Genomic DNA, 23384 nt, shown 5'->3' with positions numbered 1-23384 from the left:
GTACCCCCTCTGGAGGAGGCGCCTGCCCGCCGGCTCGCGTGTGCGCCCCCGTCGCCGGGAGCGGGGCCCGGCGCCCGTGGCCCACGCGACTCTCACACCCCGCCCGGCGCCCGCGTGGCCGCCGCCGTGTCGTAGGCGCCCTGCGCGGGAGCCGGCGTCCCGTCGAGGGGGATCTCGACGACCGGCTGCTCCGGCGCCCCGACCTCCGGCACCGCGCCCGAGGGGGTACCCGTCGTCGCGGCGACCAGCGCCGCCGGATGACCACCTCGCCGCCGCACCGCTCCCGGCAGCAGCGGCCGTCCCCCCGTGTGCAGCGCGACCCCGGTCATCGGCACCGCGACCAGCAGCAGCCCCACCGCGAGCACCGCGCCCATCACCGGGAAGCCGGCCTGCGCGGACAGCACACTCCCGGTGAGCGGCCCGGCCGCGGTGCCCAGCGAGGACGCCGAGCCCACCAGCACCGCCCAGCGCCCCCGCGCGTCCAGCGAGGCGGCCAGCCCGATCAGGTACGACAGCACCACCGGATAGACCGTGTTCCAGGCGATCTCGCCCGCGGCGAAGCTCCCCAGCCCGGTCGCGGAGGCGCTCAGCGCGATGCAGCCGGCGATGACGACCGTGCCGCCGCCGATAGGCAGCGCACGCCCGAGCCGTGAGCCGAGCGCGCCCGCGCCCAGCACACCCAGCAGTCCCGCGCCCAGCGCCACCGCGAAGACCACGCCCACGGTCGGCTCGGACAGGTGCGCCTGGTCGACGCCGATGCGCCCGCTGACGCCCCACAGCGCGTTCTGCGCCAGGGACCACAGCAGCATCGCCCCGGCCAGCACCATCCCCGACCGCCGGTGCGGCAGGCGGGGGGTGCCGGTGCCGTCGGCCTCCGCCGTCTCCGGCGTCTCCGCCGCGAGCGGGCCGGACGTGCCGCCGGGCAGCCGGGAGGTCAACGGCCACACCGCGAGCGCGGTGAGGGCGATGGCGGCGAGGGTGAGTCCGTGCCCGGGCAGGTGCGGCACCGTCAGGTAGACCGCGCCGGCCAGTGCGGACACGCTGAGCAGGCCCAGGGCGGAGGCCCGGTGCGGGTCCTTCTCCGCGGCGATCCGGGTCGCGGCGACCGTGGTGGCCGTGCCCGACCCGAACCCGCCGATCACGGCCCCGGCGACGACGGCCGGGACGGCGGTGGTGAGCGCGGCCCCGCCGTAACCGACGGCGGCGAGGACGAGGCCCAGCCGGGCGAGGGTCCGGGCCCCGGTCCGCTCGACGCGGGAGGCCAGCAGGAACCCGGCCGTGGCCGAGCTGAGCAGCAGCAGACTGCCGACGGCCCCCGCCTGGGTGGCCGAGAGATCCAGGCCGCGTTCCAGTCGGCCGACGGTGGTCGGCAGCAGGTACGGGGCGAGGTACCCGGCCGTGAAAAGGGCGACGAGGGGCCAGGGGGTGGTGCGAGGGGCGTACACGGGCGTTCCCAGGGCGTGCGAAGGGGACGGTGCGATATGCGAGAAAGGAGAGGAGGGGGCGACGGCCGTCGACGGACGAGAACGCGCGGGCAATTTGTATCAAGCGGGGACGGCGCAACGGGAGTGAGATCGATGTGATCTAAGTCACTCTTGCGTTTGGGGGTTTCAGGCGCTGGGTAGCAGCGCGCTTTTCGCCTGTCCGGGGCCGCCGCGCCCCCGCCCCGGCGTCGCCGGACGGCCGCCCGTCGCACCGTTGACGCCCTCCGATTCACCCCTCTAGCCTTCGTTCTCATACATGGACATCGTCCACATACGGAGATGAGCCCGCCCGTCCGTCCGCCCGCGCCCCGCCACCCTCAGGCCCCCGCCCGCCGCCGGACCCGACCTCGTAGGAGCCGCCCCGTGACCGCACCCGCCTCCGGCCTGACCGTGACCGAGGTCCGCCTCACCCCGGTCCTGGTGGCCGACCCGCCCCTGCTCAACACGCAGGGCGTGCACCAGCCGTACACCCCCCGGCTGATCGTGGAGGTGGTGACCGCCGACGGGATCACCGGGCTCGGCGAGACGTACGGCGACACCACGTACCTGAACCTGGCCCGCCCGCTCGCCGACCGGCTGGCCGGCCACCGCGTCGACGACCTGAACCGGCTGTTCGCCGAGGCAGACCAGGTCGCCGTCGACGCCGCCCGGGTCTCCGGGCAGGTGGACGTCGGCGGGCTGCGCGGCGTGCAGACCGCCGACAAGCTGCGGCTGTCCGTGCTCTCCGCCCTCGAGGTCGCGTCCCTCGACGCCCTCGGCAAGAGCCTCGGCCTGCCCGTGCACGCCCTGCTCGGCGGCAAGGTGCGCGACGCCGTCGAGTACAGCGCGTACCTGTTCTACAAGTGGGCCGAGCACCCGGAGGGCGTCGCGGCGGAGGAGGACGACTGGGGCGCGGCCGTCGACCCGGCGGGCGTGGTCGAGCAGGCCCGGCGGTTCAAGGAGCGGTACGGCTTCACGTCGTTCAAGCTCAAGGGCGGCGTCTTCGAGCCGAGGGAGGAGATCGCCGCCGTCCGCGCGCTGGCCGCCGCCTTCCCCGGGCACCCGCTGCGCCTCGACCCCAACGGCGCCTGGTCCGTGGAGACCTCGCTGAAGGTGGCCGAGGAGCTCGGGGACGTCCTGGAGTACCTGGAGGACCCCACCCTCGGCACGTCCGCGATGGCCGAGGTGGCCGCCCGGACCGAGGTGCCCCTCGCGACCAACATGTGCGTGACCACGTTCGCCGAGATCAAGGAGGCGTTCACCCGGGACGCCGTGCAGGTGGTGCTCTCCGACCACCACTACTGGGGCGGACTGCGCAACACCCGGCACCTCGCGGCGATCTGCCGCGCCTTCGGCGTGGGCGTCTCCATGCACTCCAACACCCACCTCGGCATCAGCCTCGCCGCGATGACGCACGTGGCGGCGACCGTGCCCGACCTGCACCACGCCTGCGACTCCCACTACCCCTGGCAGTCGGAGGACGTCCTCACCGAGCGGCTCGCCTTCGAGGGCGGCACGGTCCGCGTCCCCGACGCGCCGGGCCTCGGCGTCGAACTCGACCGCGACCGGCTGGCGTTCCTGCACCGACGGTGGCTGGACGACGACGGCGCGCTGCGCGACCGCGACGACGCGGCCGCCATGCGGACCGCCGACCCGGCCTGGACGCGGCCGGCCGTGCCCCGCTGGTGACGGCGCCCGGAGGCGGCCCGGCGTGACGGCGCTCCCGCTGTCGGCGGTGTGGTGCACACTGGCTGAAACCGCACCACGTCAGGGAGCGCACCGTGATGGCGTCCACCGGGAAGAGGAACGGCAGGAGAGCCGGGAAGGAACCCCTCGCGGGACCGTCCTGTCCGACCCAGATCGACCCGCTCGCCGCCCTGCGCGGCCCGGACGACCCGCCCTGGGACGTCTACCTGACCGGCACCGTCTTCCTCGACATCGTCTTCACCGGGCTCGACTGCGCCCCCGTGCGCGGTACCGAGTCCTGGGCGCGCGGCATGGGATCGAGCCCGGGCGGCGTGGCCAACATGGCCACCGCCCTGGCCCGGCTCGGCCTGCGCACCTCCCTCGCGGCGGCCTTCGGCGACGACCACTACGGCGAGTACTGCTGGGACGCGCTGGAGCAGGGCGAGGGCATCGACCTCTCCCCGTCCCGCACGGTCCCCGGCTGGCACTCCCCGGTCACCGTCTCCATGGCGTACGAGGGCGAGCGCACGATGGTCTCCCACGGCCACGAACCGCCCCCCGAGGAGCCCGCCCGCCCGTCGCCCGCCACCGCCCTCGGACGACGCCCTCCGGGCGCGGACCTGCCTTCGTGCCCGCCCCGCGCGCGGGCCGCCGTCGCCTCCCTCACACCCGGTCACAGCGCCCCGTGGATCGCGCAGGCGGCGCGCAAGGGGACGAGGATCTTCGGCGACGTCGGCTGGGACGACAGCGGGGCGTGGGACCTGGCCCGGCTGCCCGACCTGCGGCACTGCGAGGCGTTCCTGCCGAACGCGGAGGAGGCCATGCGGTACACCGGCACGGACTGCCCGCGCGCCGCCGCCCACGCCCTGACCGCGTACGTGCCGGTGGCGGTGGTCACCCTGGGCGCGGAGGGCGCGTACGCGGTGGACCGGCGTACGGGGGAGACCGCGTCGGTCCCGGCGATCGAGGTGGAGGCGCTGGACCCGACCGGGGCGGGGGACGTGTTCGTCGCCGGGTTCGTCACCGGCTCCCTGGCGGGCTGGCCGCTGGCCGACCGGCTCGCCTTCGGAGGACTCACGGCCGCGCTGTCCGTGCAGGAGTTCGGCGGCTCGCTGTCCGCGCCGGGATGGGCGGAGATCGCGGCGTGGTGGCACCGGGTGCAGTCGGTCGAGGGACAGGACCCCGCCGCGCTGCGCCGGTACGGCTTCCTGGCCGGGCTGGTCCCGGAGGAGGCGGTGCGCCCGTGGCCGCTGCGGCGGGCCGTGCCGACGATCGGATTCCGCCGGCCGGCGTGAGAGCCGGCGTGGGAGGGGCCACCGGGAAGCGGGGTGGTGCGGGGAACGGCCGCCCGTGGGGAGGCGGCGGGGTGGTGCGGGGAACGGCCGCCCGTGGGGAGGCGGCGGGGTGGTGCGGGGAACGGCCGCCCGTGGGGAGGCGGCGGGGTGGCGTGAGACGGCGCTCGTGGGGAAAGGGAGCGGCGTGAGAGAGCGCCCGTGGGGCGGGAGGGCGGCGTGGAGAGCGCCCGTGGGGAGAGGGAGCCGCGTGAGGGAGCGCCCGTGGGGAAGAGGGCGAACGGGGTCGATCGTCCGGTCGGATAAAAGGCCTACGAGCTTGTCACCCCTCCGTCGTACCCTGGAAGTCGCGAGGCCGCCCTCAGCTGCGCGGCCGTGACGAGGAGGAACCGCAGGCCTCAGAGCCGGCCCATGACTCATACACCCACAGCTCACACCCCCGCGCAGGGGCAGGCGAGAGTGCAGTTCACCGTCCCCGCCCAGCACCCCATGGTGACCGTGCTGGGATCCGGAGACGCCCTCCTGCGTGTGATCGAGAAGGCCTTCCCGGGGGCCGACATCCACGTCCGGGGCAATGAGATCAGCGCGGTCGGCGACGCCACGGAGGTCGCCCTCATTTCGCGCGTGTTCGACGAGATGATGCTGGTGCTCCGCACCGGGCAGCCGATGACGGAGGACGCAGTGGAACGCTCGATCGCCATGCTCAAGGCGAGCGACAGCGGGGAGAGCGACGGCCAGGAGACCCCGGCCCAGGTGCTCACCCAGAACATCCTGTCCTCGCGCGGCCGCACGATCCGCCCCAAGACGCTCAACCAGAAGCGCTACGTGGACGCGATCGACAAGCACACCATCGTCTTCGGCATCGGCCCCGCCGGTACCGGCAAGACCTACCTGGCCATGGCCAAGGCGGTGCAGGCCCTGCAGTCCAAGCAGGTCAACCGCATCATCCTGACCCGGCCCGCGGTCGAGGCGGGCGAGCGGCTGGGCTTCCTGCCGGGCACGCTCTACGAGAAGATCGACCCGTACCTGCGCCCGCTGTACGACGCGCTGCACGACATGCTCGACCCCGACTCGATCCCCCGGCTGATGGCCGCGGGCACCATCGAGGTCGCGCCGCTGGCGTACATGCGCGGCCGCACGCTCAACGACGCCTTCATCATCCTCGACGAGGCCCAGAACACGAGCCCCGAGCAGATGAAGATGTTCCTCACCCGCCTCGGCTTCGACTCGAAGATCGTGATCACGGGTGACGTGACGCAGGTGGACCTGCCCGACGGCACCAAGTCCGGCCTGCGCCAGGTCCAGGACATCCTGGAGGGCCTGGAGGACGTCCACTTCTCCCGGCTGTCGTCGCACGACGTGGTCCGGCACAAGCTGGTGGGCCGTATCGTCGACGCGTACGAAAAGTACGACAGCCAGCACGGCACCGAGAACGGCGCCCACAAGGGCGGCCGCGGCCGGTCCGGGCACAAGGGGAAGTAGACCGAGCACCAGATGTCGATCGACGTCAACAACGAGTCCGGAACCGAGGTCGACGAGCAGGCGATCCTCGACATCGCCCGCTACGCACTGGCCCGGATGCGCATCCACCCGCTCTCCGAGCTCTCGGTGATCGTGGTGGACGAGGGCGCCATGGAGCAGCTCCACATCCAGTGGATGGACCTGCCCGGGCCCACGGACGTCATGTCGTTCCCCATGGACGAACTGCGCCCCCCGTCCAAGGACGACGACGAGCCCCCGCAGGGGCTGCTCGGCGACATCGTGCTCTGCCCCGAGGTCGCCGCCAGACAGGGCGCCGAGGCGCCCACGCGGCACACCATGGACGAGGAGCTCCAGCTCCTCACCGTCCACGGGGTGCTGCACCTGCTCGGCTACGACCACGAGGAACCGGACGAGAAGGCCGAGATGTTCGGCCTCCAGGCGGCCATCGTGGACGGCTGGCGCGCGGAGAAGGGCCTCACCGGCCCCTCTCCGGCCCCGACCGTCTCATGAGCGCCCCACTGGTCCTGGGGGCGCTCGCGCTCGTCGTCGTCGCCTGGCTCGCCGCGTGCGCGGAGGCCGGCATCGCGCGCGTCTCCAGCTTCCGCGCCGAGGAGGCCGTACGGTCCGGCCGCCGGGGCAGTGCCAAGCTCGCCCGGATCGCGGCCGACCCCACCCGCTACCTCAACGTGGCGCTGCTGGTCCGCATCATCTGCGAGATGTCCGCCGCCTCGCTGATCACCTACGGCAGCGTGCGCGAGTTCGACGGCACGGCCCAGGCGCTGCTGATCGCCATCGCCGTCATGGTCCTGGTGTCGTACGTCGCCGTCGGGGTCTCCCCGCGCACCATCGGCCGGCAGCACCCGCTGAACACGGCCACGGCCGCCGCGTACGTGCTCGTGCCGCTGGCCCGGATCATGGGCCCGATCCCCTCGCTGCTGATCCTCATCGGCAACGCCCTCACGCCCGGCAAGGGCTTCCGGCACGGCCCCTTCGCCTCCGAGGCGGAGCTGCGCGCGCTGGTGGACCTCGCGGAGGCGGAGTCGCTGATCGAGGACGAGGAGCGCCGCATGGTGCACTCGGTCTTCGAACTGGGCGACACCCTGGTGCGCGAGGTGATGGTGCCGCGCACCGACCTGGTGGTCATCGAGCGGTACAAGACCATCCGCCAGGCCCTCACCCTCGCCCTGCGCTCCGGCTTCTCCCGCATCCCGGTGACCGGCGAGAGCGAGGACGACATCGTCGGCATCGTCTACCTGAAGGACCTGGCCCGCAGGACGCACGTCAGCCGGGACGCGGAGAGCGACCTGGTGTCCACGGCGATGCGGCCCGTGTTCTTCGTGCCCGACACCAAGAACGCCGGCGACCTGCTGCGCGAGATGCAGAAGGAACGCAACCACGTCGCCGTCGCCGTCGACGAGTACGGCGGCACCGCGGGCATCGTCACCATCGAGGACATCCTCGAGGAGATCGTCGGCGAGATCACCGACGAGTACGACCGCGAGCTGCCCCCGGTGGAGGAGCTCGGCGAGGGCCGCCACCGGGTCACCGCCCGCCTCGACATCACCGACCTGGGCGAGCTGTACGGGCTGGAGGAGTTCGACGACGAGGACGTCGAGACCGTCGGGGGACTGCTCGCCAAGCGACTGGGCCGGGTACCGATCGCGGGCGCGTCGTCCGTGGTGGAGCTGCCGGACGGGCGCGAGCTGCGGCTCACGGCGGAGGCGGCGGCCGGACGCCGGAACAAGATCGTGACGGTGCTGGTGGAGCCGGTGGGCCCGGTGGACCCGCCGTCCGGCGAGGAGGCGACGGAGGAATGACCCCGGAGCGGCTGCGCGCCCTGTGCCTGTCCTTCAACGCGGCGGTGGAGGAGTTCCCCTTCACCCCGGAGACCTCGGTCTTCAAGGTGCTGGGGAAGATGTTCGCCCTGACGGACCTGGGCGCGCGGCCGCTGAAGGTCAACCTCAAGTGCGACCCGCAGGACGCGATCCGGCTCCGCGCCGAGCACCCGGACCTGATCGCCCCCGGCTGGCACATGAACAAGCGCCACTGGAACACGGTGACGGTGGACGGAGCCCTGCCGGACCGCCTGGTCACGGAGCTGGTCGAGGACTCCTACGACCTGGTCGTCGCCGGCCTGCCCCGAGCCGAACGCCTGCGCCTCGACCGCCCGTAGCGCCCCCTTATGCTCGGGTCATGACCGAGACTCCCGACCTCGACCCCGAGGACCGCAAGATCGTCACCCTGGCCCGCTCCGTCCGGGCCCGCAACGGCGTGCCCGAGGGCGCGGCCGTACGCGACGAGACCGGCCGCACGTACGCCGCCGGGACGGTCGCCCTGGACTCGCTGCAGCTCAGCGCGCTGCGCACGGCGGTGGCGATGGCGGTGGCGTCCGGCGCGACCTCGCTGGAGGCGGCGGCGGTGGTGACGGAGGCGGAGTCGGCCTCCGCGGAGGACCGCGCGGCGGTACGGGACCTGGGCGGGGCTCAGACGCCGGTGCTGGTGGCCGGGCCGGACGGCACGGTCCGGGAGACGGTGACGGCGGGCTGAACCGGCCCGCCCGCAAGCCTCCCGCGCATCGAGGGCGGACACGCCGGCCCGGCAGGAAGCCATCGGCCGGCGTGACGCAGTGGGTCCGGCCCCCACCTGCCGACGATCCGAGCAGCTCCCCCGCGGTCCTCCCTCTTCCTGGCACATACCGAAAGGGAGCCGGATCCCATGCAGGACAGACGATGCGGAACAGATCTGTCCATGGCGACGAGAGGCCGCTGCTCATGGAGCGCCACGAGTTCGGGGCTGATGACGCGGGCGGACCGGGCCAGGCACCAGAAGGGATGACCTACCTGGTCGTCTGGTTCCCTGAACGCAGGCTTCTGTAACCGAGGCGACAACCGCTCAGATCATCTCCGCCCGTAGGCCCCACGGGAGGCGATCAGCTGCAACGGCCTGTACGGCGCGCAGCCTGTCGAGATCCTCCTCGATCAGCATCAACGACTCGAACGCATAGGCTGCGCCGGCCTCCGAGTCGCCATGCGCGACCTCCGAGTACAGCGTCCACAGCCCTTGCCTCGCTGCTTTCACGCAATTCACAGCAATTGAGCTGTCACTGTCCACAGCAGGCCCGAGGATTCGCAGAATCCACCCAAGCGTCTCTCGCCTGGCCGACTCCGACAGGCGCCCCGTCAAGACGGCGCAGGCCACCGGCACGAACGCAGCCGAGACTGGGAGCAGACTGTCGGCGGGAGTCATGACGTGGTCGTGCAGCGCCGTGATGAAGGCACCACCATCGCCGTGATCCTCCTCGAGGGAGAACAGGTCCCTGATTTTGTCGGGCAGGTGGGCTGCGGACTCACCACAGCCACACTCCATCCGCTCCCAGTCGACCTTGCGCAGTTCGACTTCGAAGAGCTCCACTGTTCCTTACCTTCCCCAAGGACCACCCGGATCGGCAGTGATGCCGGGCACGAAGTTGTCAAGGCTTGGATAGTCCGCTTGACAGTTGGCGCACACAGATTTCAACACGGCCGACCATCTCCGACCCTCATTGTTCTCCCGAACCAAGGTATAGGCGTGGGTGAACACCACTTCATTCAGGTTGCCTCCCAGGGCGAGCAGAGCGTTGCCTTCAGCGCAGTGACCGCCGCCGGAAAAAGCAAGGACCGTGTCACCGGTACGCGTGTTAATAGCCCCGACGTAGGTGCGACTCCTCGTCCGCGCACTAGAGGCGAACAGCGCGTACGTTGGCACCCGCTCGGAAACCTCGGCGAGGCGGTCGTCGACGTTCCAGTTTTCCGGTGCGCGGTCCACATCGACGTTTGGAGGCCGGTCGTCGGATTCCCCTCGCGAACTGGGCACCTTGCCGGAGCCACCGCCGCCGCTCGATCCTCCGTTGTTGCGGGAGGAGCCGCCGGAGTTGCCGCCGGGCTTGGAGCCGCCCTTCGGGGGCAGTCAGATGGCAGGTGGACCGAGGTCGGTCGATTAGGGACCATGCCTCGGTGAGCATCATCGTCAAGTTCTTTGTGGCACCGAGTCACGAAGTTGCGGCCGCGGTCGTGGACGGCGGCCCCGACAGGGCTTTCGAGCCGCTGGAGTACGGCAACTTCGACGCTGAAGAGGCGCTGATCGAGTGGGAGAGCATCTTCACCGGTCGGAGCTTCTCAGAGCTCGTCGCCGCTGATGAGCCCGAGACAGTCGCTGAGCCCGACGACGGCTGGGACGGCCCCGTGGTCTTCGCCGTTTCCAGATCCCTTCAAGACGCGCTTTCCGCCAGCGACCAGTCCCGGCTGATCGAAGTCAGCCGGTTGTGGATCGAGGAGCGGGCGGCGGATGGAGAGGCGTTTGACGAGGAGATTGCGACCAGGACCTTGAGTGATCTGTCCAGGCTGGCTCGTAGCACCGGCGAGCGGGAGCACCGCCTGTACTGCTGGATGGCCTAGAGACGGAGACGGCCACCGTTGAGAGTCTGTTGTGTCGACACATGAAGATCATCCGCTGGTCGTGGGCCACGGCGTAACCCTGTCCGGCGGCAAGAGGCGTTCAAAGACCTGATGGTCTGACTGGCAGGCCGGTTCGCATGGGGCGAACTCCATTTCTCTGTACGAGAAATGGCACGAGGGCTGCTGTCGGGCCTGCCGCGCAAGGACCCGTTGGCCGATCGCCGAGGGCCGGAAAGACCCGGCTGGATGGGATGCCGCCCTGGTGCGCGATGATGTGCGCCAGTATGTGGTGGAGCACCTGCACGATCCGGGTGCGGTACCGGTGGTTGACGAGGCCAGTGACGCGAAGAAGGCCACCGACGCCATCGAGGTCCAGCGCAGTACACCGGCACCGCAGGGCGGATCGAGAACTTCAGGCCGCTGCGTACCTCGTCTACGCCGACGAGCGCAGGCACGCAGCAGTGGATCGAAAGCTGTACGTGCCGTGCTCGTGAACCGCCGATCCCGACCGCTGCCGAGCCCCCGGACCGAACGAGGCCACAGTCTCCGCCACCAAGCCGGAACTGGCCGCCCACATGGCAGTACGACAGGACGCGTTCACGACGGTATAGGACAGAGGGATCGCCCCGACCAACCTCACCTGCGCCGTCGTCGCACTCTTCCGTGAGGCCGGCCTCCGGCGCATCCGCTTCCACGACCTACGGCACTCGACCGCCACCCTGCTCCTGGGACAAGGCGTCGACCTCGTCGTCATCAAGGAACTCCTCGGCCACGCCCCCATCGGCGTCACCGCCACCGTCTACGCCCACGTGAGGCTCCGTCTCCAGCGCGACGCCATCAGACACCCTGAGCACCGACCTCGACGGTCCTACTGACCACGATCCGACCCGCGACGACAACGACCCACCACTGTCTGGAGCCATCGTCCGCTGACGTTGCCGTCAATTACTGCCGTCACTCCACGCAGATGCCCTGCCAGGTACCGCCTGGCAGGGCACCCAATTTTTGTGTGCGATTGCCGCGCGTGGCCGGCTGGACTGAGTTAGGAGTGACACGACAGGGCTCCGTCGCGTCGCGGGCCACTCGATTCCCGATCCGGTCACGACCGGAATAGTTCACTGCTCAAAGATCAGTCCACGTCATCACCGTACGTTCGACACGAGACGAGTCCGTGCAGAAATTCTGAGAATGAATTAGCAATACGTCTCGGCACTCTGTCTTCATCAACATACGAAACAGAAGGCTCACCAGTCGGCCCACACAAGGAGTAATCGAGCATCACGGTGTCATGCCCGGCAGAGGGAGTTGCTCCGAGTACGACACCGATTTCGGGATATCTCCATTCGGTGATCATATCGCGTGACAGGACATCCACTCCGCACTCGCCCCCCACTCCCCAGATCGCATCAATGCACACATGATCAGGCGCCCACGACGTGGGAAATTGGGTAGGGAAACAACGGTTTCGCAGCACACCGCCATTCTGGAGGAAAAGCAGCTCGACGTAGCTCTTCGGCAGTTTTACCTGAAGCGCTTCCTCGGCTCGCCGAATCATCTCGACATCTACCTGTGGGCCAACCCACTCAGATTCTTCCGATTGATCGAAGATCATGACTGCGAACTCCCCTCCAGCATATCGAGAAACCACCAGTGTGGCCGGTCTTGGCGTGAACGGACATATCAACCAGTTGCATCACTCCGCAATTCTGGTGATGATTCCATGTCCACTTTCCTTTTCGATATGCCGCCGTGATACCGGCTGCCTTATCAGCCGCCGCGAAGTCTTTTCTCCTGTTGCCGGTCAAGGTGATGACGACATCTGGCGTGTTCGGGTCCCTATAGGCGCTGAAGTCCGGGAACCCCTGGGCATCGAACGGCACCCCTGTGACCGGGTGGGTACTGCCGGCGAGATGAGCATTGATCGGACCAACCGGAGTCCCACCCGTAGCACACGTGCATGCCGCAGTATGGCCGCGTACTGAACCCCCGCAGTTGTGTACGAGGACCGGCGTGGCGCCCGCCAGCACATAGTACGTGTGGAGGGCATGGGCTTATGACCTGCGTTTTCGCAGGTCAGCGCCGGTTCGTCGGTCCGTGGAAATCCGTCGGCGTCCGCCGTTGGCGGGGCCTGTTGCCGTCGGCGTTGCCGTCAGAAGGCAACTACTGCCGGGAAAGTCCGGCCGGATCGATTGCAACAGGGAACGGGGCATCCAGGCGGGTGGTCGCTCCCGCGAGGGCGGTCGTCCGCTCCACGTACTGGCCGCCTTCCAGCTCGTAGACGACAAGCATCGGAGCTGGGTCGAACTCGAGTCGCCAGAAGTGTGGGATGGCGGCCTCGGCGTAGAGCATCGGCTTGAACTTGCGGTCCACGGTGCGGTTGCCGGGAGAGACGAGCTCGACCACGAGCTGTACGCCGTCGGCGTCGACGCTGACGCCGTCCTCGGCGGTCGCGCCAGCATCGGTCACTACAAGGTCAGGGACGACAAGGCCGGAGGGCAGGATGACGTTGATGGCCTCCAGCACCTCGACCGGCGCCTCGGCAGCCTGGGCTGCCGCGTGAAGGATCATGGCGAGCCTGAGCGAGGCACGCTGGTGGCGGATGCCGGGGGCGGGGGACATTACGAGGGACTCCCCCAGCAGTTCATAGCGGGTGGTGCGGTCTTCGGGCAGGGCGAGGACGTCGGCGACGGTCCAGGGCCCCGTGTGGTCGATGGCAACGCTCATGTCCCTTTCACCTCCTCGTCCGCCCTGCGAGCCACGGGATGCCCGGCAGGCGGTACACGGCCAGCATACGGGCGCTCTTACCTGCTGACACGGGCTTTCGCTGTCATGAGCGAGACTCCGAACACGTGTGCTGCCAGACTCTTTGCCGGTGGCGGTATCGGCATGGCTCACACACGGCTGACCTGGTCTGTCGAGTGCTGATGCGTCGAGAGGCCCTGCGGTCGACCGGCCGTCCCGGAGCACTGTCTCTGCGCGGCCAGGGGCTCGGGTCGGGCGGCGGGGCGGCGCTGTAGCAGCCGGGCCCGCGACCCGGCCGCGCGCGGGTCCGCGTCAGCGGGCCCGCCTCGAAACCGCAGAGAAAGTTTCGACGCAACCTCACTACGACAGCCCCTGACCAGCCAGGATGCGGTCCTCGGCCGGTAGCTGTACCCCAGGTGGTCAGTCGCGGGTGTGCTTGCCTTCGAGGCGGTCGAGTCGGTCGCGGAGCTCCTGGATCTGAGCAAGGGCGTCCTCGAGTGCGTCAGCGAGTACGTCGATGCGAACCCGTGCCTGCATCTCCTCGGGGCTGAGTCCGGTGAAGACCTCGATAGTTCCCGGTGCCGCCTGGCCTGGTCCAGGGCCAATGACGGTGACTTCCTCGACCTTCATCCCGCCGTCGTTGGCGGTGATGCCTCGGCGGACGCGGGCGGCCTTGTGCTCCATGATCAGCAGGTTGAGTGCCTGCTGCGCGGTGCGTACGTCCGTGCCGAGCAGGTCGGCTGCGGCCTCGGCGGTGAGTTCGGTGCCCTCGGGGAGGCTGCCGTCGTCGATCTTCCGGATCAGAGCGGCGTGGGCGAGTCGGTTGGCCATGGCCGGATGGTCGGCGTCCTGGACGTGGACGTCGGTGGTGTTCTCGTCGCGACTCAGCCAGTGGTCGTCGATGAGGCGGTCGAGGGCAGCGTCGACGACGGTCACGGGTGCCTTGTACTGGTCGGCGAGTTGTTGCCGTGAGGGGAGCTTCACGCCGGGGGCGAGGTGGCCTTGACGGATGAGCCGTTCGAGGTCGGTGGTGATGGTCTCGTAGGCGTGGCCGAAGTCGCTGCGCGTGCTGACGAAGGTGCCCTTGCCGGGGCGGGAGACGGCCCAGCCCTCGTCCCGGAGCAGGGCCATGGCCTTCTGCACGGTCAGGCTGGACGCCCCGTACTGCTTCATCAGCTGGGACTGCGACGGCAGCGCCGCACCCGGGGTGAGGGCGTGGTCGCGGATCTGCTGCTTCAAGTCCTCGGCGATCCGCTCGAACGCCAGCAGAGTCCCGTCACCGGATACCAACCCAAGCCGCCTTCCCACTCAGTCCGCACGCCGTCGTAGCCGGCGCGTGAGAGGTCCAGGCTACCCGTTCAGGGATGAGGTCGAACCAAGAAGGCAGGGATGGAGTTGGATGGGCTGGGATTGGATGCTATGCTTGTAGCTCCTCGATCACCCGTGCCCTGGTGATCCAGCTCCTGTCCCCATGCCCTCCCCCTGAAAGAGGCCCCCTCCATGCGTGTCATCCCTGTCGACACCAGCAACGCCGCGCTGATGCTCGGTGCCGTCCGCCCGAAGGTGAAGGACCGGCAGACCGGCGAGATCGCCGTCGACCGCGACAGCGGTACCCCGCTCGTCCTCGCCGACGTCATGTTCGTCCTCGACGGACGCGCCGAAATGATCACCGTCACCGTCCCGGAGACCGGCATCGCCAAGAACGCCCTCCCGGGCACCGCGATATCGGTGGACGGGCTGTGTGCCACACCGTGGGAGTCGGTCTTCAACGGCCAGTCCCGCCACGGCATCGCCTACCGCGCGACCGCCGTCAACGCCAAGGCGGCCCGATGACCGAACCCCTCACCCTCCTCCACCAGATAGCCGGCCTCGACCCGGCCACCGTCACCCTCCAACTCCTCACCCCCTTCGCCACCCTCGGCGGCGCCGTGGTCACCTGCCGGACCTTCTACACGGAAGTCCGCTGGCTCCGCGCGGACGCCGAGACGCGGGTGAGCCTGGAGCAGTCCCGCCGCATCCGCCGCACCTGGCGACTCCTCGCCCCGCAGGTCGGCCTCGCCGTCACCGAACCCGCCAGGCCCGGCAGAGACGGCCGGCCCGGCGAGCCGAAGGTGCGCCTGCCCCGCATCAAGGTGCACGCCGACGAGTTCGGCGTCACCGTCACCGCCACCACCCTCCCCACCACCGGTCGCGAAGCCTGGCAGGACGCCGCCGACGACCTGCGCAACGCGTGGGGCATGCAGCGGATGAAGATCAGCCAACCCAAACCCGGCAGCGTCGTAGTTCGCGGCTTCCGGCGCGAACCCCTCGACACCCCGCTCCCCTCACCCCTCGTCCGTGACGACGGGGCACCGGCGGTGGAGCCCGGCTCGCTGTCCTGCCGGGACGATGTCCTGCTCGGCCAGGACGAGGACGGACACCCTGTCCGCCTCAACCTCGCCGCCGGTGCACACGGGCTGATCGCGGGGGTGACCCGGTCGGGCAAGTCGGTGACCGTCAACACGCTTCTCGCGCACGCTTCCCTCATGCGAGATGTGCGGCTGGTGGTGATCGACCCGAACCTGGCCGCCGCCGCACCGTGGTGGATCACCGCCCACCGCGTCAGCGACACCACCCACCCCGACCAGGCAAGCGAACTCCTCGCCGAGATCCGCGAGGAGATGCACCGCCGCGAAAACCTGTTCTGGACGGCACGGACAGACAAGATCACCGAGTTCAGCCCGGAACTGCCGCTGCTCGTGGTGGTGATCGACGAGGTCGCCCACTACACCCGCCACACCGACCGCAAGGCCCGCGAACGCTTCGAGGCCCACCTCCTCGCCATCGCCTCCCAAGGCGCCAAATACGGCGTGAGGCTGTGGCTGATCACCCAAAAGCCCTCGGCAGAGGTGCTCACCACCGCGCTGCGCACCAACCTGTCCACCCGGATCTGCCACCGCGTCGACACCACCGAGGACTACCTCCACCTCTTCCCCGACGGCCGCGACCTCGACATCACCGCCGCCGACCGCACCCTCCCCCCAGGCGTCGCCATCACCTCCACCCCCGGCACGCCCACACCGGTACGCATGCGGGCCGTGCACCTGCCCACCGAAGCCTGCTGGCGCATCAACGACACCCTCACCACCACAGGCCACCAAGTCCGGCCCCTTCCCGGCACGACGGACTTCACCAAGGCCGCGTAAGCCCTTCTCGGGCTCCGGCTCCCACGGCTTCAGCCCGTCCTGACGTTTCCGGCTTCTCCGCCACGTCACGCCGCCACACCCACCGCCCGGCAGAGGCACCACGGCCTCTCGTCCCTTCGCCCCTGCCGGGCCCGCGGCCCTCTCACCACCCCTCCCGTCCTTTTCTTCCTTCCTTGTCGTCTTCCCGCCGCTGCGGTTGTTCGCCGTACGGCAGAAAGGCCATGCCCGCATTGACCACCCGCACCACCCCCACACCCGCCACCGACGCGGCGTCCGGTACCGCACTGGCCCCGTTCACCCGGCTCGCCACCGCCGGGAAACTCCCCGCCCTCGTCCGCCAGCTCGCCTCCCTGCGCGGATGCGCACAGCCCGTCCGCCTCGACGGCCACCGCACCGAAGTCCACCCCGCCACCGGCGAGATCCTCCGCCACCTCGACTCCGCCGACCTCCCCGCAGGACACCTGCTCATGCGCTGCGGCAACCGCCGCACCACCCGCTGCCCCGCCTGCGCCGAGATCTACCGCCGCGACACCTACCAGCTCATCTCCGCCGGCCTGCGCGGCGGCAAGACCGTCCCCGACACGGTTGCCTCCCACCCCCGCGTCTTCGCCACCTTCACCGCCCCCTCCTTCGGGCCTGTCCACAACCGCCCCACCCGCCCCGGCAGCAAGGCCGTCCAGCGCTGCCGCTGCGGTCATGCTCACGGTGAGGGCGACACCCGGCTCGGCTCACCACTGGACCCGGAACGCTACGACTACCAGGGCGCGGTCCTGTGGAACGCCCACGCGCCCGTCCTCTGGTCCCGGTTCATCCTCAACCTCCGCCGCGAGGTCGCCCGTATCGGCGGCCTCACCCAACGCAGCCTCGCCTCGGTGGTGAAGGTGTCGTATGCGAAGGTCGCTGAATACCAGAAACGCGGCCTGGTCCACTTCCACGCCGTCATCCGCCTCGACGGACCCGACGGCACCACCACCCCACCACCCACCTGGGCCACCACCGCGATGCTCACCGACGCCATCCACGCCGCCGCCACCCGCACCACCGTCATCGGACCCGAACTTGACGGCACTTCCCTCCAGTTCACGTTCGGCAAGCAGTTGGACGTACGGCCGATACGCAGCGGCGACTTTTGTGACGGTAGGAAGATCACGGACAAGGCTGTCGCCGCGTATGTGGCGAAGTACGCCACCAAGGAAGCCGAAGGCGCCACCGGCACCCTCGACCGCCGGCTGCGCCTCATCGCGGAACTCCCCGCCTACCAGGTCCCCATACACGCGGAGCGGATGATCCGCACGGCCTGGCAGCTCGGCGCCCGCCGCGACCTCGCCCATCTCAAACTCCGCGCCTGGGCGCACATGCTCGGCTTCCGGGGCCACTTCTCCACCAAGACCCGCCAGTACTCCACCACGCTCGCCCAGCTCCGCCAGGCCCGCGCCGATTACCAGAACGCTCTCAACGACCCGGACAGAACAGGCCCGGAGGACGAAAAGTCGACGCTGGTGATCTCTCACTGGGTCTTCGCCGGCACCGGCCTCACCCCCGATTTGGAACGCCTCGCCACCCTCGTCACCCCAGCACAGGGAGCGGGCTCTGCCTCCGGCCCTGGAGCGGGGGTGGTTGGTGGTGCGTGACGGCGAACTCCTCACCGTGCCCGAGGTCATGGCCTACCTGAAGATCGGCCGTTCCGCCGTCTACGACCTCCTCCGCTCCCACCAGCTCCGCTCGATCACGATCGGCCGGGCCCGCCGCATCCCTGCCCACGCGCTGGCCGACTTCGTCCACTCCCGCCTTGAACAGGAAGCCACCGCCTGATGCCGTCCCCGCGTTCTGCCCGAAAGTCCCGCGCCAACGGCGAAGGTACCGTCTACCAGCGCAAGGACGGCCGCTGGGAAGCCGCCGGCTACGTCCTCACCACCAGCGGCACCCGCAAGCGCACCCGCGTCTACGGGTCCACGCGCAAGGAGGCCGTGGACAAGCTGACCGAGCGTATGGCCGCCAACAACCGCGGCCTCCCAGCACCGGCTGCGGACTGCGCTATCGGGGTGTATCTCCAGCACTGGCTCGACAACATCGCCGTGCATCAGCTCCGCGAGACCACCCACACCCGCTACCGCGCCACCGCCCGCCTCTACATCAACCCGATCCTGGGCAAGAAGAAACTCGGCAGGCTCGCCACCAAGGACGTCCGCGCCTTCCTCGACCAACTCCGCACCCAGTGCCAGTGCTGCATCCGAGGACTCGACACCCAAGGCATCTGCTGCTCGGCCGGGAACTGCTGCGGCAAACGGCTCTCACCGCTGACCGTCAGCTACGTGCACTCCGTCCTCAAATCCGCACTCCAGCACGCCGTCCGCGAGGACGAACTCCCGCGCAACGTCGCCCGGAACGTACCGGCCAGCACTCCCCGCCCCAAGCGCACCGAACCCCTCACCGCTGCCGAGGCCCGCCAACTCCTCCGTGCCGCCGAAGACCACCGCCTTCAGGCCCTGTTCGAACTCGCCCTCCACACCGGGCTACGTAAGGGCGAACTCCTCGGTCTTCAGTGGAGCGACCTCGACCTGGACAGCGGGACCGCCAACATCCGTCGCACCCTTCAGCGCACCAGCAGCCGGGGCCTGACCACCCTGCCGACGAAGACCACCAGCTCCGAACGCCGCATAACCCTGCCTGCTACTTGCATACACTCGCTACAAGCCCATCGACGGCGGCAGGAACAGGAAGGGGCGGCTGCCGGGGACGGGTGGCAGGAGAGCGGCTACGTGTTCACCACGCCCACCGGCCGCCCCATCGACCCCACCAACCTTACCCGCGCCTTCACCACCCTCCTCAACCGCTCGGGCCTCCGCCGTATCCGGTTCCACGATCTTCGCCATACCGCTGCGACGCTCCTCTTGGAGCAGGGTGTGGAACTCGTCGTGATCAAGGAGCTCCTCGGGCACGCCCACATCGGCGTCACCGCCGCCGTCTACGCCCACGTCCGCCCCCGCCTCCAACAAGCTGCCATCACCACCCTGAGCAACGCCCTCAGCGCTGACACCGCCCCCAGCGGCACGGCTGCCACCCCCTGACGCGCACCACCTTCAGAAACGCCGGCGGCCCCACGAGGTACCTCGTGGGGCCGCCGGCGTCCGGCTGCGTTGCCGTCAACGTTGCCGTCAAGAAGGGTCGAAGACCGGAATCTCAACCTCTTCGGGATCTACGCAGAGATCATCTTCTTTCCCTTCAAGGATGAAGCCGAAAAAGTATCGGAGAGCCTCATTCCCCAGGTCGATTGGATGGAACGGAAGTCGATAGCTACTCGCCTGAACCGGGCGCTGACCATTCCAGAAGGGCTGCTCGAACGGGAACTTCTGCCCCGCATCCTCGATCACTCCCGATCTCGGACTCAGACTTACTGCCCGAAGGAGCCCAGTGGGGGACCAAGCAAGAATCGAAGCCCAATCTTCGGAACTCTCCATGCATACCGCATAAGCGCTCCTCTTTCCAGTCAAGCGGGCAGCCTCACTCACGAGGTCGCTTGGATGATCCCGAGCTATCTTGCGTGAGCAGACAACGTCAAAGTGCGGAAAACTCGCCACACACGCTGCCCCGTCCTCCGGCCAGACAGCCAGGTCTAGTGGAAGTACGCCCGACTCACGAGGAGTGCCCCCCAGGAACCTCGCTGCTAGGTCCAGTGACCTGGTCCGATCCCACCCGACAGCACCACGGAAGAGACCTTCCGGGCGCTCATCCGTGAGCACCAGAATGGCAGCCTTAGATCCCATCGGAACCTCCGAACACATCACTGTCTGCTTGGAATTTCACGGTCCGCAATCGGGGCAATGCCACAGATCCACCTCCACCCTCATGGTGACATTACTCCCCTTCTTCAGTCCTGGGAGCCTGCTCGTGTTCAGAATTGCCCCACCGTGACCGAGCTCGGCGTATCCAAGCCTCTGGTTGTCAGTCAGGGACGCTCCGCGCCCAGTCTTGACTTCCACTGCCACCCAGTTTCCCGATGGATCTTGGGCAACGAAATCCGCACGGAAAACGTCACCTTGGCTATTCTTGAACCGCACCTCTCTGGTGATATTCGTGTAGCCCGAGGTCTGAAGCCGCTCCAGTGTGGCACTTTCTCCCATCGCGCCATGCGGGATCCCAGTAATGGGACATTCTCCGGCGTTGTGAACCAGAACTGGCGTGGTCCCGGCAAGTACATGGTACGTGTGGGTGTCGCTGACGGTGAGGTTGTGGACTGTCGTGCCGGGGCTGGTCCGGTGTTCGACTGCGGTGATCTGGACGTGGGTGCCGGCGCTGGTGCGGAGCCACTGGCCGGGCTGGAGGTCGGTGGCGTCGAGCCATGCGCCGAGTTCGGGGACCCAGAAGGGGTGGCCGTCGGTCGCGGTGACCTCGGCGGTTTCCTCGCCCTTGTCGCCGTCGGTGTCGATGACGACCTTGACCAGGTGCTTGAGGCCCTCGCCCTTGATCTCGGCGGTGACCGTCTCGATGCGGGTCTCGCCGGTCTCGGGGTCGGTGGCGACGACCTTGTCGCCGGCCTCGACCTCCTCGATCGGCTTCGTCGTGCCGTCGGCCATCAAGACCTTGGTGCCGGGCACGAAGCTGTTGGCGACATCGCAGGAGTCACCGCTGTCGCCGTCGGCCTTGCCCGAGTCGCCGCTTCCGCTGCTGCCGCCCTTGTTGCGGGAGGAGCCGCCGGAGTTGCCGCCCGGTTTGGAGCCGGCGCTCTTGCCGCCTGCGGAGCCGTTGCTCACCGAGGAGGCCTTCGGGGCCGACTTGGCCTGGGCCTGCTTCTGGACGGGGTTACCGGTCTTCTTGGTCTGCGCGACCGCCTTGTCGGAGGTCCGTTTCGCCTGCTCCGCCGCCTTCTTCTTGGCGCGTTGCGCGGCTTCCTTCTTCGCCTTCTCGATCGCGGCCTTCTTGGCCTTCAGCGCCGCCGCCTCGGCCGCCTTGGCGGCCCTCAGCACCGCCTCGGCCGCCTTCTTCGCCTTGCGGAAGGCCTGGATGGCGTCGATCGTGCGGTCGACGGCCCTGAGGACGTCGGGGACCTTGCCCAGCTTCAACAACGGGATCGCCCCGATGATCACGCTGCCGCACGACCACATGTCACCGCCGAAGCAGGCCATCGCGTCGCTGATGCCGATGAAGTCCTTCAGCGTGCTCCACGCCGCGCCCATGATCACCGAGGTGAGGGACTTGCCCATGGTGGCCTGCGCCTGGGCGACCTGGGCCGCGGACAGGCCCGCGCCCGCCAGGGCCGCGGCCCGCTCCGAGGCGGTCAGGCTGATGGCCAGACCCGTCGGGTCGGACATCGTCACCGGGTTGTTGTGCGCGTAGGCGTAGCCGTTGGACTGCAGCAGGTCGTTCAGGTCCAGCACCGGGTCGGCGGACAGGAACCGTCCCACCACCGGGTCGTACAGGCGGGCCCCCAGCGGCTGGTAGCCGGAGGAGTCGTCCCGGACGGCGCCCAGGAAACCCGTGTGGGCCTGGAGGTTGGCGCCGACCGCGCCCGCACCGCGCTGGTTGCCGAACGGGTCCTGCTTGCGGACGCGCACCGACATGGGATCGTCGAGCACCACCTCCGCGTACGTGCTGCCCTGATGGTCACCGGTGAGGGCCACCAGCCGCTCGACACCGTTGCCGTACGCGTAACGCATCACCGCGCCACCCGGGGTCCGGGCCCGGGATGCGAACGCCCCGGTGATGTCGGTTCAGCGGCAAGGGCGTTGACGCCGAGGGGAGCCGGTGCGGATGATCCGGGGCATGGTGACGACGCGTCCGGTGCCCCGTTTCCCGGCCGGCTTCCTGTGGGGTGTGTCGACCTCGGCGCACCAGATCGAGGGCGCGATCGACGCGCGCGAGGCGTCCGTGTGGGACGTGTTCACGGCCGAGCCGGGCCGGGTGCGGGACGGTTCCACGGCGGCCGTGGCCTGCGACCACGTGCGCCGCCACCGCGAGGACGTGGCGCTGCTCGCGGACCTGGGCGTGGACGCGTACCGCTTCTCGGTGTCCTGGCCGCGGGTGCGGGCCGCGGGCGGTCTTGACTTCTACGACCGGCTGGTCGACGACCTGCTGGCAGCGGGGGTGCGGCCGGTGCCGACGCTGTTCCACTGGGACCTCCCGGCGGACCTGGACTGGCTGGAGCGGGACACGGCGGAAAGGTTCGCGGAGTACGTGACGGGGGTCGTCGCGCGGCTGGGCGACCGGGTGACGAAGTGGATCACCCTGAACGAACCCGCCGAGCACACCCTGCTGGGCCACGCGCTGGGCGTGCACGCGCCGGGCCGGACGCTGCTGTTCGACGCGCTGCCGGTGGCCCACCACCAACTGCTGGCGCACGGCCTGGCGGTACGGGCGCTGCGCGCGGCCGGGGCCGGTGACATCGGCGTCGCGAACTCCCACGGCCCGACCTGGGCCGCCTCCGAGGACGCGGCGGACGTGGCGGCCGCGGACTTCTACGACGTCCTGCTCAACCGCCTGTTCGCCGAACCACTGCTGCTCGGCCGCTATCCGGAGGGCATCGGTGAGCTGATGCCGGGCGACGTCGAGGCGGATCTGGAGGTCATCGCCGAGCCGCTGGACTGGTACGGGATCAACTACTACGCGCCGACGAGGGTGGGCGCACCCCAGGGCGCCGAGGACGCCGAGAGCGCCGAGACCGAGTTCGGCGGTGTCCGGATGCCGGCCGGACTGCCCTTCTCCGTACGGGAGATCGACGGGTACCCGGTGACGGACTTCGGCTGGCCGGTGGTCCCGGAGGGGCTGACCGAGCTGCTCACCGGCTTCCGCTCACGCTACGGCGACCGGCTCCCCCCGGTCGTCGTCACGGAGAACGGCTGCGCGTACGAGGGCCTGGACGACACCGACCGCGTCGCCTACCTGGACGGCCACGTCCGCGCCCTGCACCGGGCGGTGGAGGCGGGCGTGGACGTGCGCGGCTACTTCGTGTGGTCGCTCCTGGACAACTTCGAGTGGGCGGAGGGGTACGCCCGCCGCTTCGGTCTGGTCCACGTGGACTTCGCGACGCAGCGGCGGACGCCGAAGGCGTCGTACGCCTGGTACCGGGAGCTGCTGCGCGAGCAGCGGGGCCGGCCCGGCCGGTGA

General features: G+C 69.5%; 22 protein-coding genes and 3 pseudogenes. 16 read left to right on the top strand and 9 right to left on the bottom strand.

Annotated features, from left to right (window positions below; genetic code table 11):
- Positions 1-92: 92 nt before the first annotated feature.
- Complete coding sequence (locus tag ACWH4W_RS00465) at positions 93-1445, bottom strand: MFS transporter (protein WP_473073873.1); 1353 nt, start codon at positions 1443-1445, stop codon at positions 93-95.
- A 402-nt stretch (positions 1446-1847) separates the two neighbouring features.
- On the opposite strand from ACWH4W_RS00465, the gene ACWH4W_RS00460 reads away from it, so the two are divergent.
- From ACWH4W_RS00460 to ACWH4W_RS00430, 7 genes are all read left to right on the top strand, one after another.
- Positions 1848-3152, top strand: coding sequence for a glucarate dehydratase family protein (locus ACWH4W_RS00460; protein WP_473073872.1), 1305 nt, complete (start codon positions 1848-1850; stop codon positions 3150-3152).
- Between the two features lie 95 nt (positions 3153-3247).
- Positions 3248-4444: a carbohydrate kinase family protein gene (locus ACWH4W_RS00455; protein ID WP_473073871.1), complete on the top strand. Its 1197-nt coding sequence runs from the start codon at positions 3248-3250 to the stop codon at positions 4442-4444.
- A gap of 408 nt (positions 4445-4852) precedes the next feature.
- A complete protein-coding gene (locus ACWH4W_RS00450) occupies positions 4853-5923 on the top strand; it encodes a PhoH family protein (RefSeq protein WP_473073870.1) in 1071 nt (356 codons plus the stop codon).
- A 12-nt stretch (positions 5924-5935) separates the two neighbouring features.
- Positions 5936-6433 (top strand): rRNA maturation RNase YbeY, encoded by a 498-nt coding sequence (ybeY, locus tag ACWH4W_RS00445; protein WP_473073869.1) that lies wholly within the window; start codon positions 5936-5938, stop codon positions 6431-6433.
- The gene (locus ACWH4W_RS00440) at positions 6430-7740 is read left to right on the top strand and encodes a hemolysin family protein (protein WP_473073868.1); all 1311 of its coding nucleotides are present in this window, start codon (positions 6430-6432) and stop codon (positions 7738-7740) included. Before ybeY ends, ACWH4W_RS00440 begins: the two co-directional genes overlap by 4 nt.
- Positions 7737-8096 (top strand): MmcQ/YjbR family DNA-binding protein, encoded by a 360-nt coding sequence (locus ACWH4W_RS00435; protein WP_473073867.1) that lies wholly within the window; start codon positions 7737-7739, stop codon positions 8094-8096. The genes ACWH4W_RS00440 and ACWH4W_RS00435 overlap by 4 nt, the downstream gene beginning before the upstream one ends.
- Positions 8097-8116: 20 nt before the next feature.
- Positions 8117-8470 (top strand): cytidine deaminase, encoded by a 354-nt coding sequence (locus tag ACWH4W_RS00430; RefSeq protein WP_473073866.1) that lies wholly within the window; start codon positions 8117-8119, stop codon positions 8468-8470.
- Positions 8471-8815: 345 nt separating this feature from the next.
- Here ACWH4W_RS00430 and ACWH4W_RS00425 read toward each other — a convergent pair whose 3' ends face one another.
- Together ACWH4W_RS00425 and ACWH4W_RS00420 are read right to left on the bottom strand one after the other, a co-directional pair.
- The gene (locus tag ACWH4W_RS00425; RefSeq protein ID WP_473073865.1) at positions 8816-9334 is read right to left on the bottom strand and encodes a hypothetical protein; all 519 of its coding nucleotides are present in this window, start codon (positions 9332-9334) and stop codon (positions 8816-8818) included.
- 6 nt (positions 9335-9340) lie between these two features.
- The gene (locus ACWH4W_RS00420) at positions 9341-9727 is read right to left on the bottom strand and encodes a hypothetical protein (RefSeq protein ID WP_473073864.1); all 387 of its coding nucleotides are present in this window, start codon (positions 9725-9727) and stop codon (positions 9341-9343) included.
- A 188-nt stretch (positions 9728-9915) separates the two neighbouring features.
- On the opposite strand from ACWH4W_RS00420, the gene ACWH4W_RS00415 reads away from it, so the two are divergent.
- The 3 genes and pseudogenes from ACWH4W_RS00415 to ACWH4W_RS00405 form a co-directional block, all read left to right on the top strand.
- On the top strand, positions 9916-10356 hold the full coding sequence (locus tag ACWH4W_RS00415) for a hypothetical protein (RefSeq protein ID WP_473073863.1): 441 nt from the start codon (positions 9916-9918) through the stop codon (positions 10354-10356).
- Positions 10357-10524: 168 nt separating this feature from the next.
- Positions 10525-10943 (top strand): annotated as a pseudogene (locus ACWH4W_RS00410) (transposase); the annotation flags it as partial.
- 33 nt (positions 10944-10976) lie between these two features.
- Positions 10977-11289, top strand: a pseudogene (locus tag ACWH4W_RS00405) (tyrosine-type recombinase/integrase); the annotation flags it as partial.
- A gap of 196 nt (positions 11290-11485) precedes the next feature.
- Here ACWH4W_RS00405 and ACWH4W_RS00400 read toward each other — a convergent pair.
- The 4 genes from ACWH4W_RS00400 to ACWH4W_RS00385 all read right to left on the bottom strand — a co-directional run bounded on the left by ACWH4W_RS00400 (position 11486) and on the right by ACWH4W_RS00385 (position 14388).
- Complete coding sequence (locus tag ACWH4W_RS00400) at positions 11486-11968, bottom strand: SMI1/KNR4 family protein (RefSeq protein WP_473073862.1); 483 nt, start codon at positions 11966-11968, stop codon at positions 11486-11488.
- A complete protein-coding gene (locus tag ACWH4W_RS00395) occupies positions 11940-12236 on the bottom strand; it encodes an HNH endonuclease (RefSeq protein WP_473073861.1) in 297 nt (98 codons plus the stop codon). The genes ACWH4W_RS00400 and ACWH4W_RS00395 overlap by 29 nt, the downstream gene beginning before the upstream one ends.
- Positions 12237-12516: 280 nt before the next feature.
- On the bottom strand, positions 12517-13080 hold the full coding sequence (locus tag ACWH4W_RS00390) for a Uma2 family endonuclease (RefSeq protein ID WP_247472988.1): 564 nt from the start codon (positions 13078-13080) through the stop codon (positions 12517-12519).
- 438 nt (positions 13081-13518) lie between these two features.
- On the bottom strand, positions 13519-14388 hold the full coding sequence (locus ACWH4W_RS00385) for a GntR family transcriptional regulator (protein WP_473073860.1): 870 nt from the start codon (positions 14386-14388) through the stop codon (positions 13519-13521).
- Between the two features lie 210 nt (positions 14389-14598).
- Between ACWH4W_RS00385 and ACWH4W_RS00380 the strand changes: the two genes are divergently transcribed.
- The 5 genes from ACWH4W_RS00380 to ACWH4W_RS00360 all read left to right on the top strand — a co-directional run bounded on the left by ACWH4W_RS00380 (position 14599) and on the right by ACWH4W_RS00360 (position 19351).
- Positions 14599-14931, top strand: coding sequence for an SCO3933 family regulatory protein (locus ACWH4W_RS00380; protein ID WP_473073859.1), 333 nt, complete (start codon positions 14599-14601; stop codon positions 14929-14931).
- Positions 14928-16283 (top strand): FtsK/SpoIIIE domain-containing protein, encoded by a 1356-nt coding sequence (locus tag ACWH4W_RS00375; RefSeq protein ID WP_473073858.1) that lies wholly within the window; start codon positions 14928-14930, stop codon positions 16281-16283. The genes ACWH4W_RS00380 and ACWH4W_RS00375 overlap by 4 nt, the downstream gene beginning before the upstream one ends.
- A gap of 221 nt (positions 16284-16504) precedes the next feature.
- Positions 16505-17914, top strand: coding sequence for a replication initiator (locus ACWH4W_RS00370; RefSeq protein WP_473073857.1), 1410 nt, complete (start codon positions 16505-16507; stop codon positions 17912-17914).
- Positions 17907-18095, top strand: coding sequence for a helix-turn-helix domain-containing protein (locus ACWH4W_RS00365; protein WP_184829705.1), 189 nt, complete (start codon positions 17907-17909; stop codon positions 18093-18095). Before ACWH4W_RS00370 ends, ACWH4W_RS00365 begins: the two co-directional genes overlap by 8 nt.
- Positions 18095-19351 carry a tyrosine-type recombinase/integrase gene (locus tag ACWH4W_RS00360; protein WP_247472770.1) on the top strand — a complete coding sequence of 419 codons (1257 nt, stop codon included), beginning with the start codon at positions 18095-18097 and terminating at the stop codon, positions 19349-19351. The genes ACWH4W_RS00365 and ACWH4W_RS00360 overlap by 1 nt, the downstream gene beginning before the upstream one ends.
- Positions 19352-19438: 87 nt before the next feature.
- Here ACWH4W_RS00360 and ACWH4W_RS00355 read toward each other — a convergent pair whose 3' ends face one another.
- Both ACWH4W_RS00355 and ACWH4W_RS00350 read right to left on the bottom strand, forming a co-directional pair.
- Complete coding sequence (locus ACWH4W_RS00355; RefSeq protein WP_473073856.1) at positions 19439-20047, bottom strand: DUF6928 family protein; 609 nt, start codon at positions 20045-20047, stop codon at positions 19439-19441.
- Positions 20048-20083: 36 nt separating this feature from the next.
- Positions 20084-21955: pseudogene (locus tag ACWH4W_RS00350) on the bottom strand (polymorphic toxin-type HINT domain-containing protein); the annotation flags it as partial.
- Between the two features lie 88 nt (positions 21956-22043).
- Here ACWH4W_RS00350 and ACWH4W_RS00345 point away from each other — a divergent pair.
- The gene (locus ACWH4W_RS00345) at positions 22044-23384 is read left to right on the top strand and encodes a GH1 family beta-glucosidase (RefSeq protein WP_473073855.1); all 1341 of its coding nucleotides are present in this window, start codon (positions 22044-22046) and stop codon (positions 23382-23384) included.

This window comes from Streptomyces sp. DSM 120436 (assembly GCF_055778765.1).
This window is presented reverse-complemented; position numbering and strand designations above follow the sequence as displayed.

Excerpts from the sequence above, each read along its gene's own strand:
- ACWH4W_RS00435 (WP_473073867.1), top strand. The coding sequence starts at position 7,737 with ATGACCCCGGAGCGGCTGCGCGCCCTGTGCCTGTCCTTCAACGCGGCG.
- ACWH4W_RS00455 (WP_473073871.1), top strand. The coding sequence starts at position 3,248 with ATGGCGTCCACCGGGAAGAGGAACGGCAGGAGAGCCGGGAAGGAACCC.
- ACWH4W_RS00380 (WP_473073859.1), top strand. The coding sequence starts at position 14,599 with ATGCGTGTCATCCCTGTCGACACCAGCAACGCCGCGCTGATGCTCGGT.
- ACWH4W_RS00400 (WP_473073862.1), bottom strand. The coding sequence starts at position 11,968 with ATGATCTTCGATCAATCGGAAGAATCTGAGTGGGTTGGCCCACAGGTA.
- ACWH4W_RS00430 (WP_473073866.1), top strand. The coding sequence starts at position 8,117 with ATGACCGAGACTCCCGACCTCGACCCCGAGGACCGCAAGATCGTCACC.
- ybeY (WP_473073869.1), top strand. The coding sequence starts at position 5,936 with ATGTCGATCGACGTCAACAACGAGTCCGGAACCGAGGTCGACGAGCAG.
- ACWH4W_RS00375 (WP_473073858.1), top strand. The coding sequence starts at position 14,928 with ATGACCGAACCCCTCACCCTCCTCCACCAGATAGCCGGCCTCGACCCG.
- ACWH4W_RS00440 (WP_473073868.1), top strand. The coding sequence starts at position 6,430 with ATGAGCGCCCCACTGGTCCTGGGGGCGCTCGCGCTCGTCGTCGTCGCC.
- ACWH4W_RS00345 (WP_473073855.1), top strand. The coding sequence starts at position 22,044 with ATGGTGACGACGCGTCCGGTGCCCCGTTTCCCGGCCGGCTTCCTGTGG.
- ACWH4W_RS00370 (WP_473073857.1), top strand. The coding sequence starts at position 16,505 with ATGCCCGCATTGACCACCCGCACCACCCCCACACCCGCCACCGACGCG.
- ACWH4W_RS00450 (WP_473073870.1), top strand. The coding sequence starts at position 4,853 with ATGACTCATACACCCACAGCTCACACCCCCGCGCAGGGGCAGGCGAGA.
- ACWH4W_RS00355 (WP_473073856.1), bottom strand. The coding sequence starts at position 20,047 with ATGGGATCTAAGGCTGCCATTCTGGTGCTCACGGATGAGCGCCCGGAA.
- ACWH4W_RS00360 (WP_247472770.1), top strand. The coding sequence starts at position 18,095 with ATGCCGTCCCCGCGTTCTGCCCGAAAGTCCCGCGCCAACGGCGAAGGT.
- ACWH4W_RS00390 (WP_247472988.1), bottom strand. The coding sequence starts at position 13,080 with ATGAGCGTTGCCATCGACCACACGGGGCCCTGGACCGTCGCCGACGTC.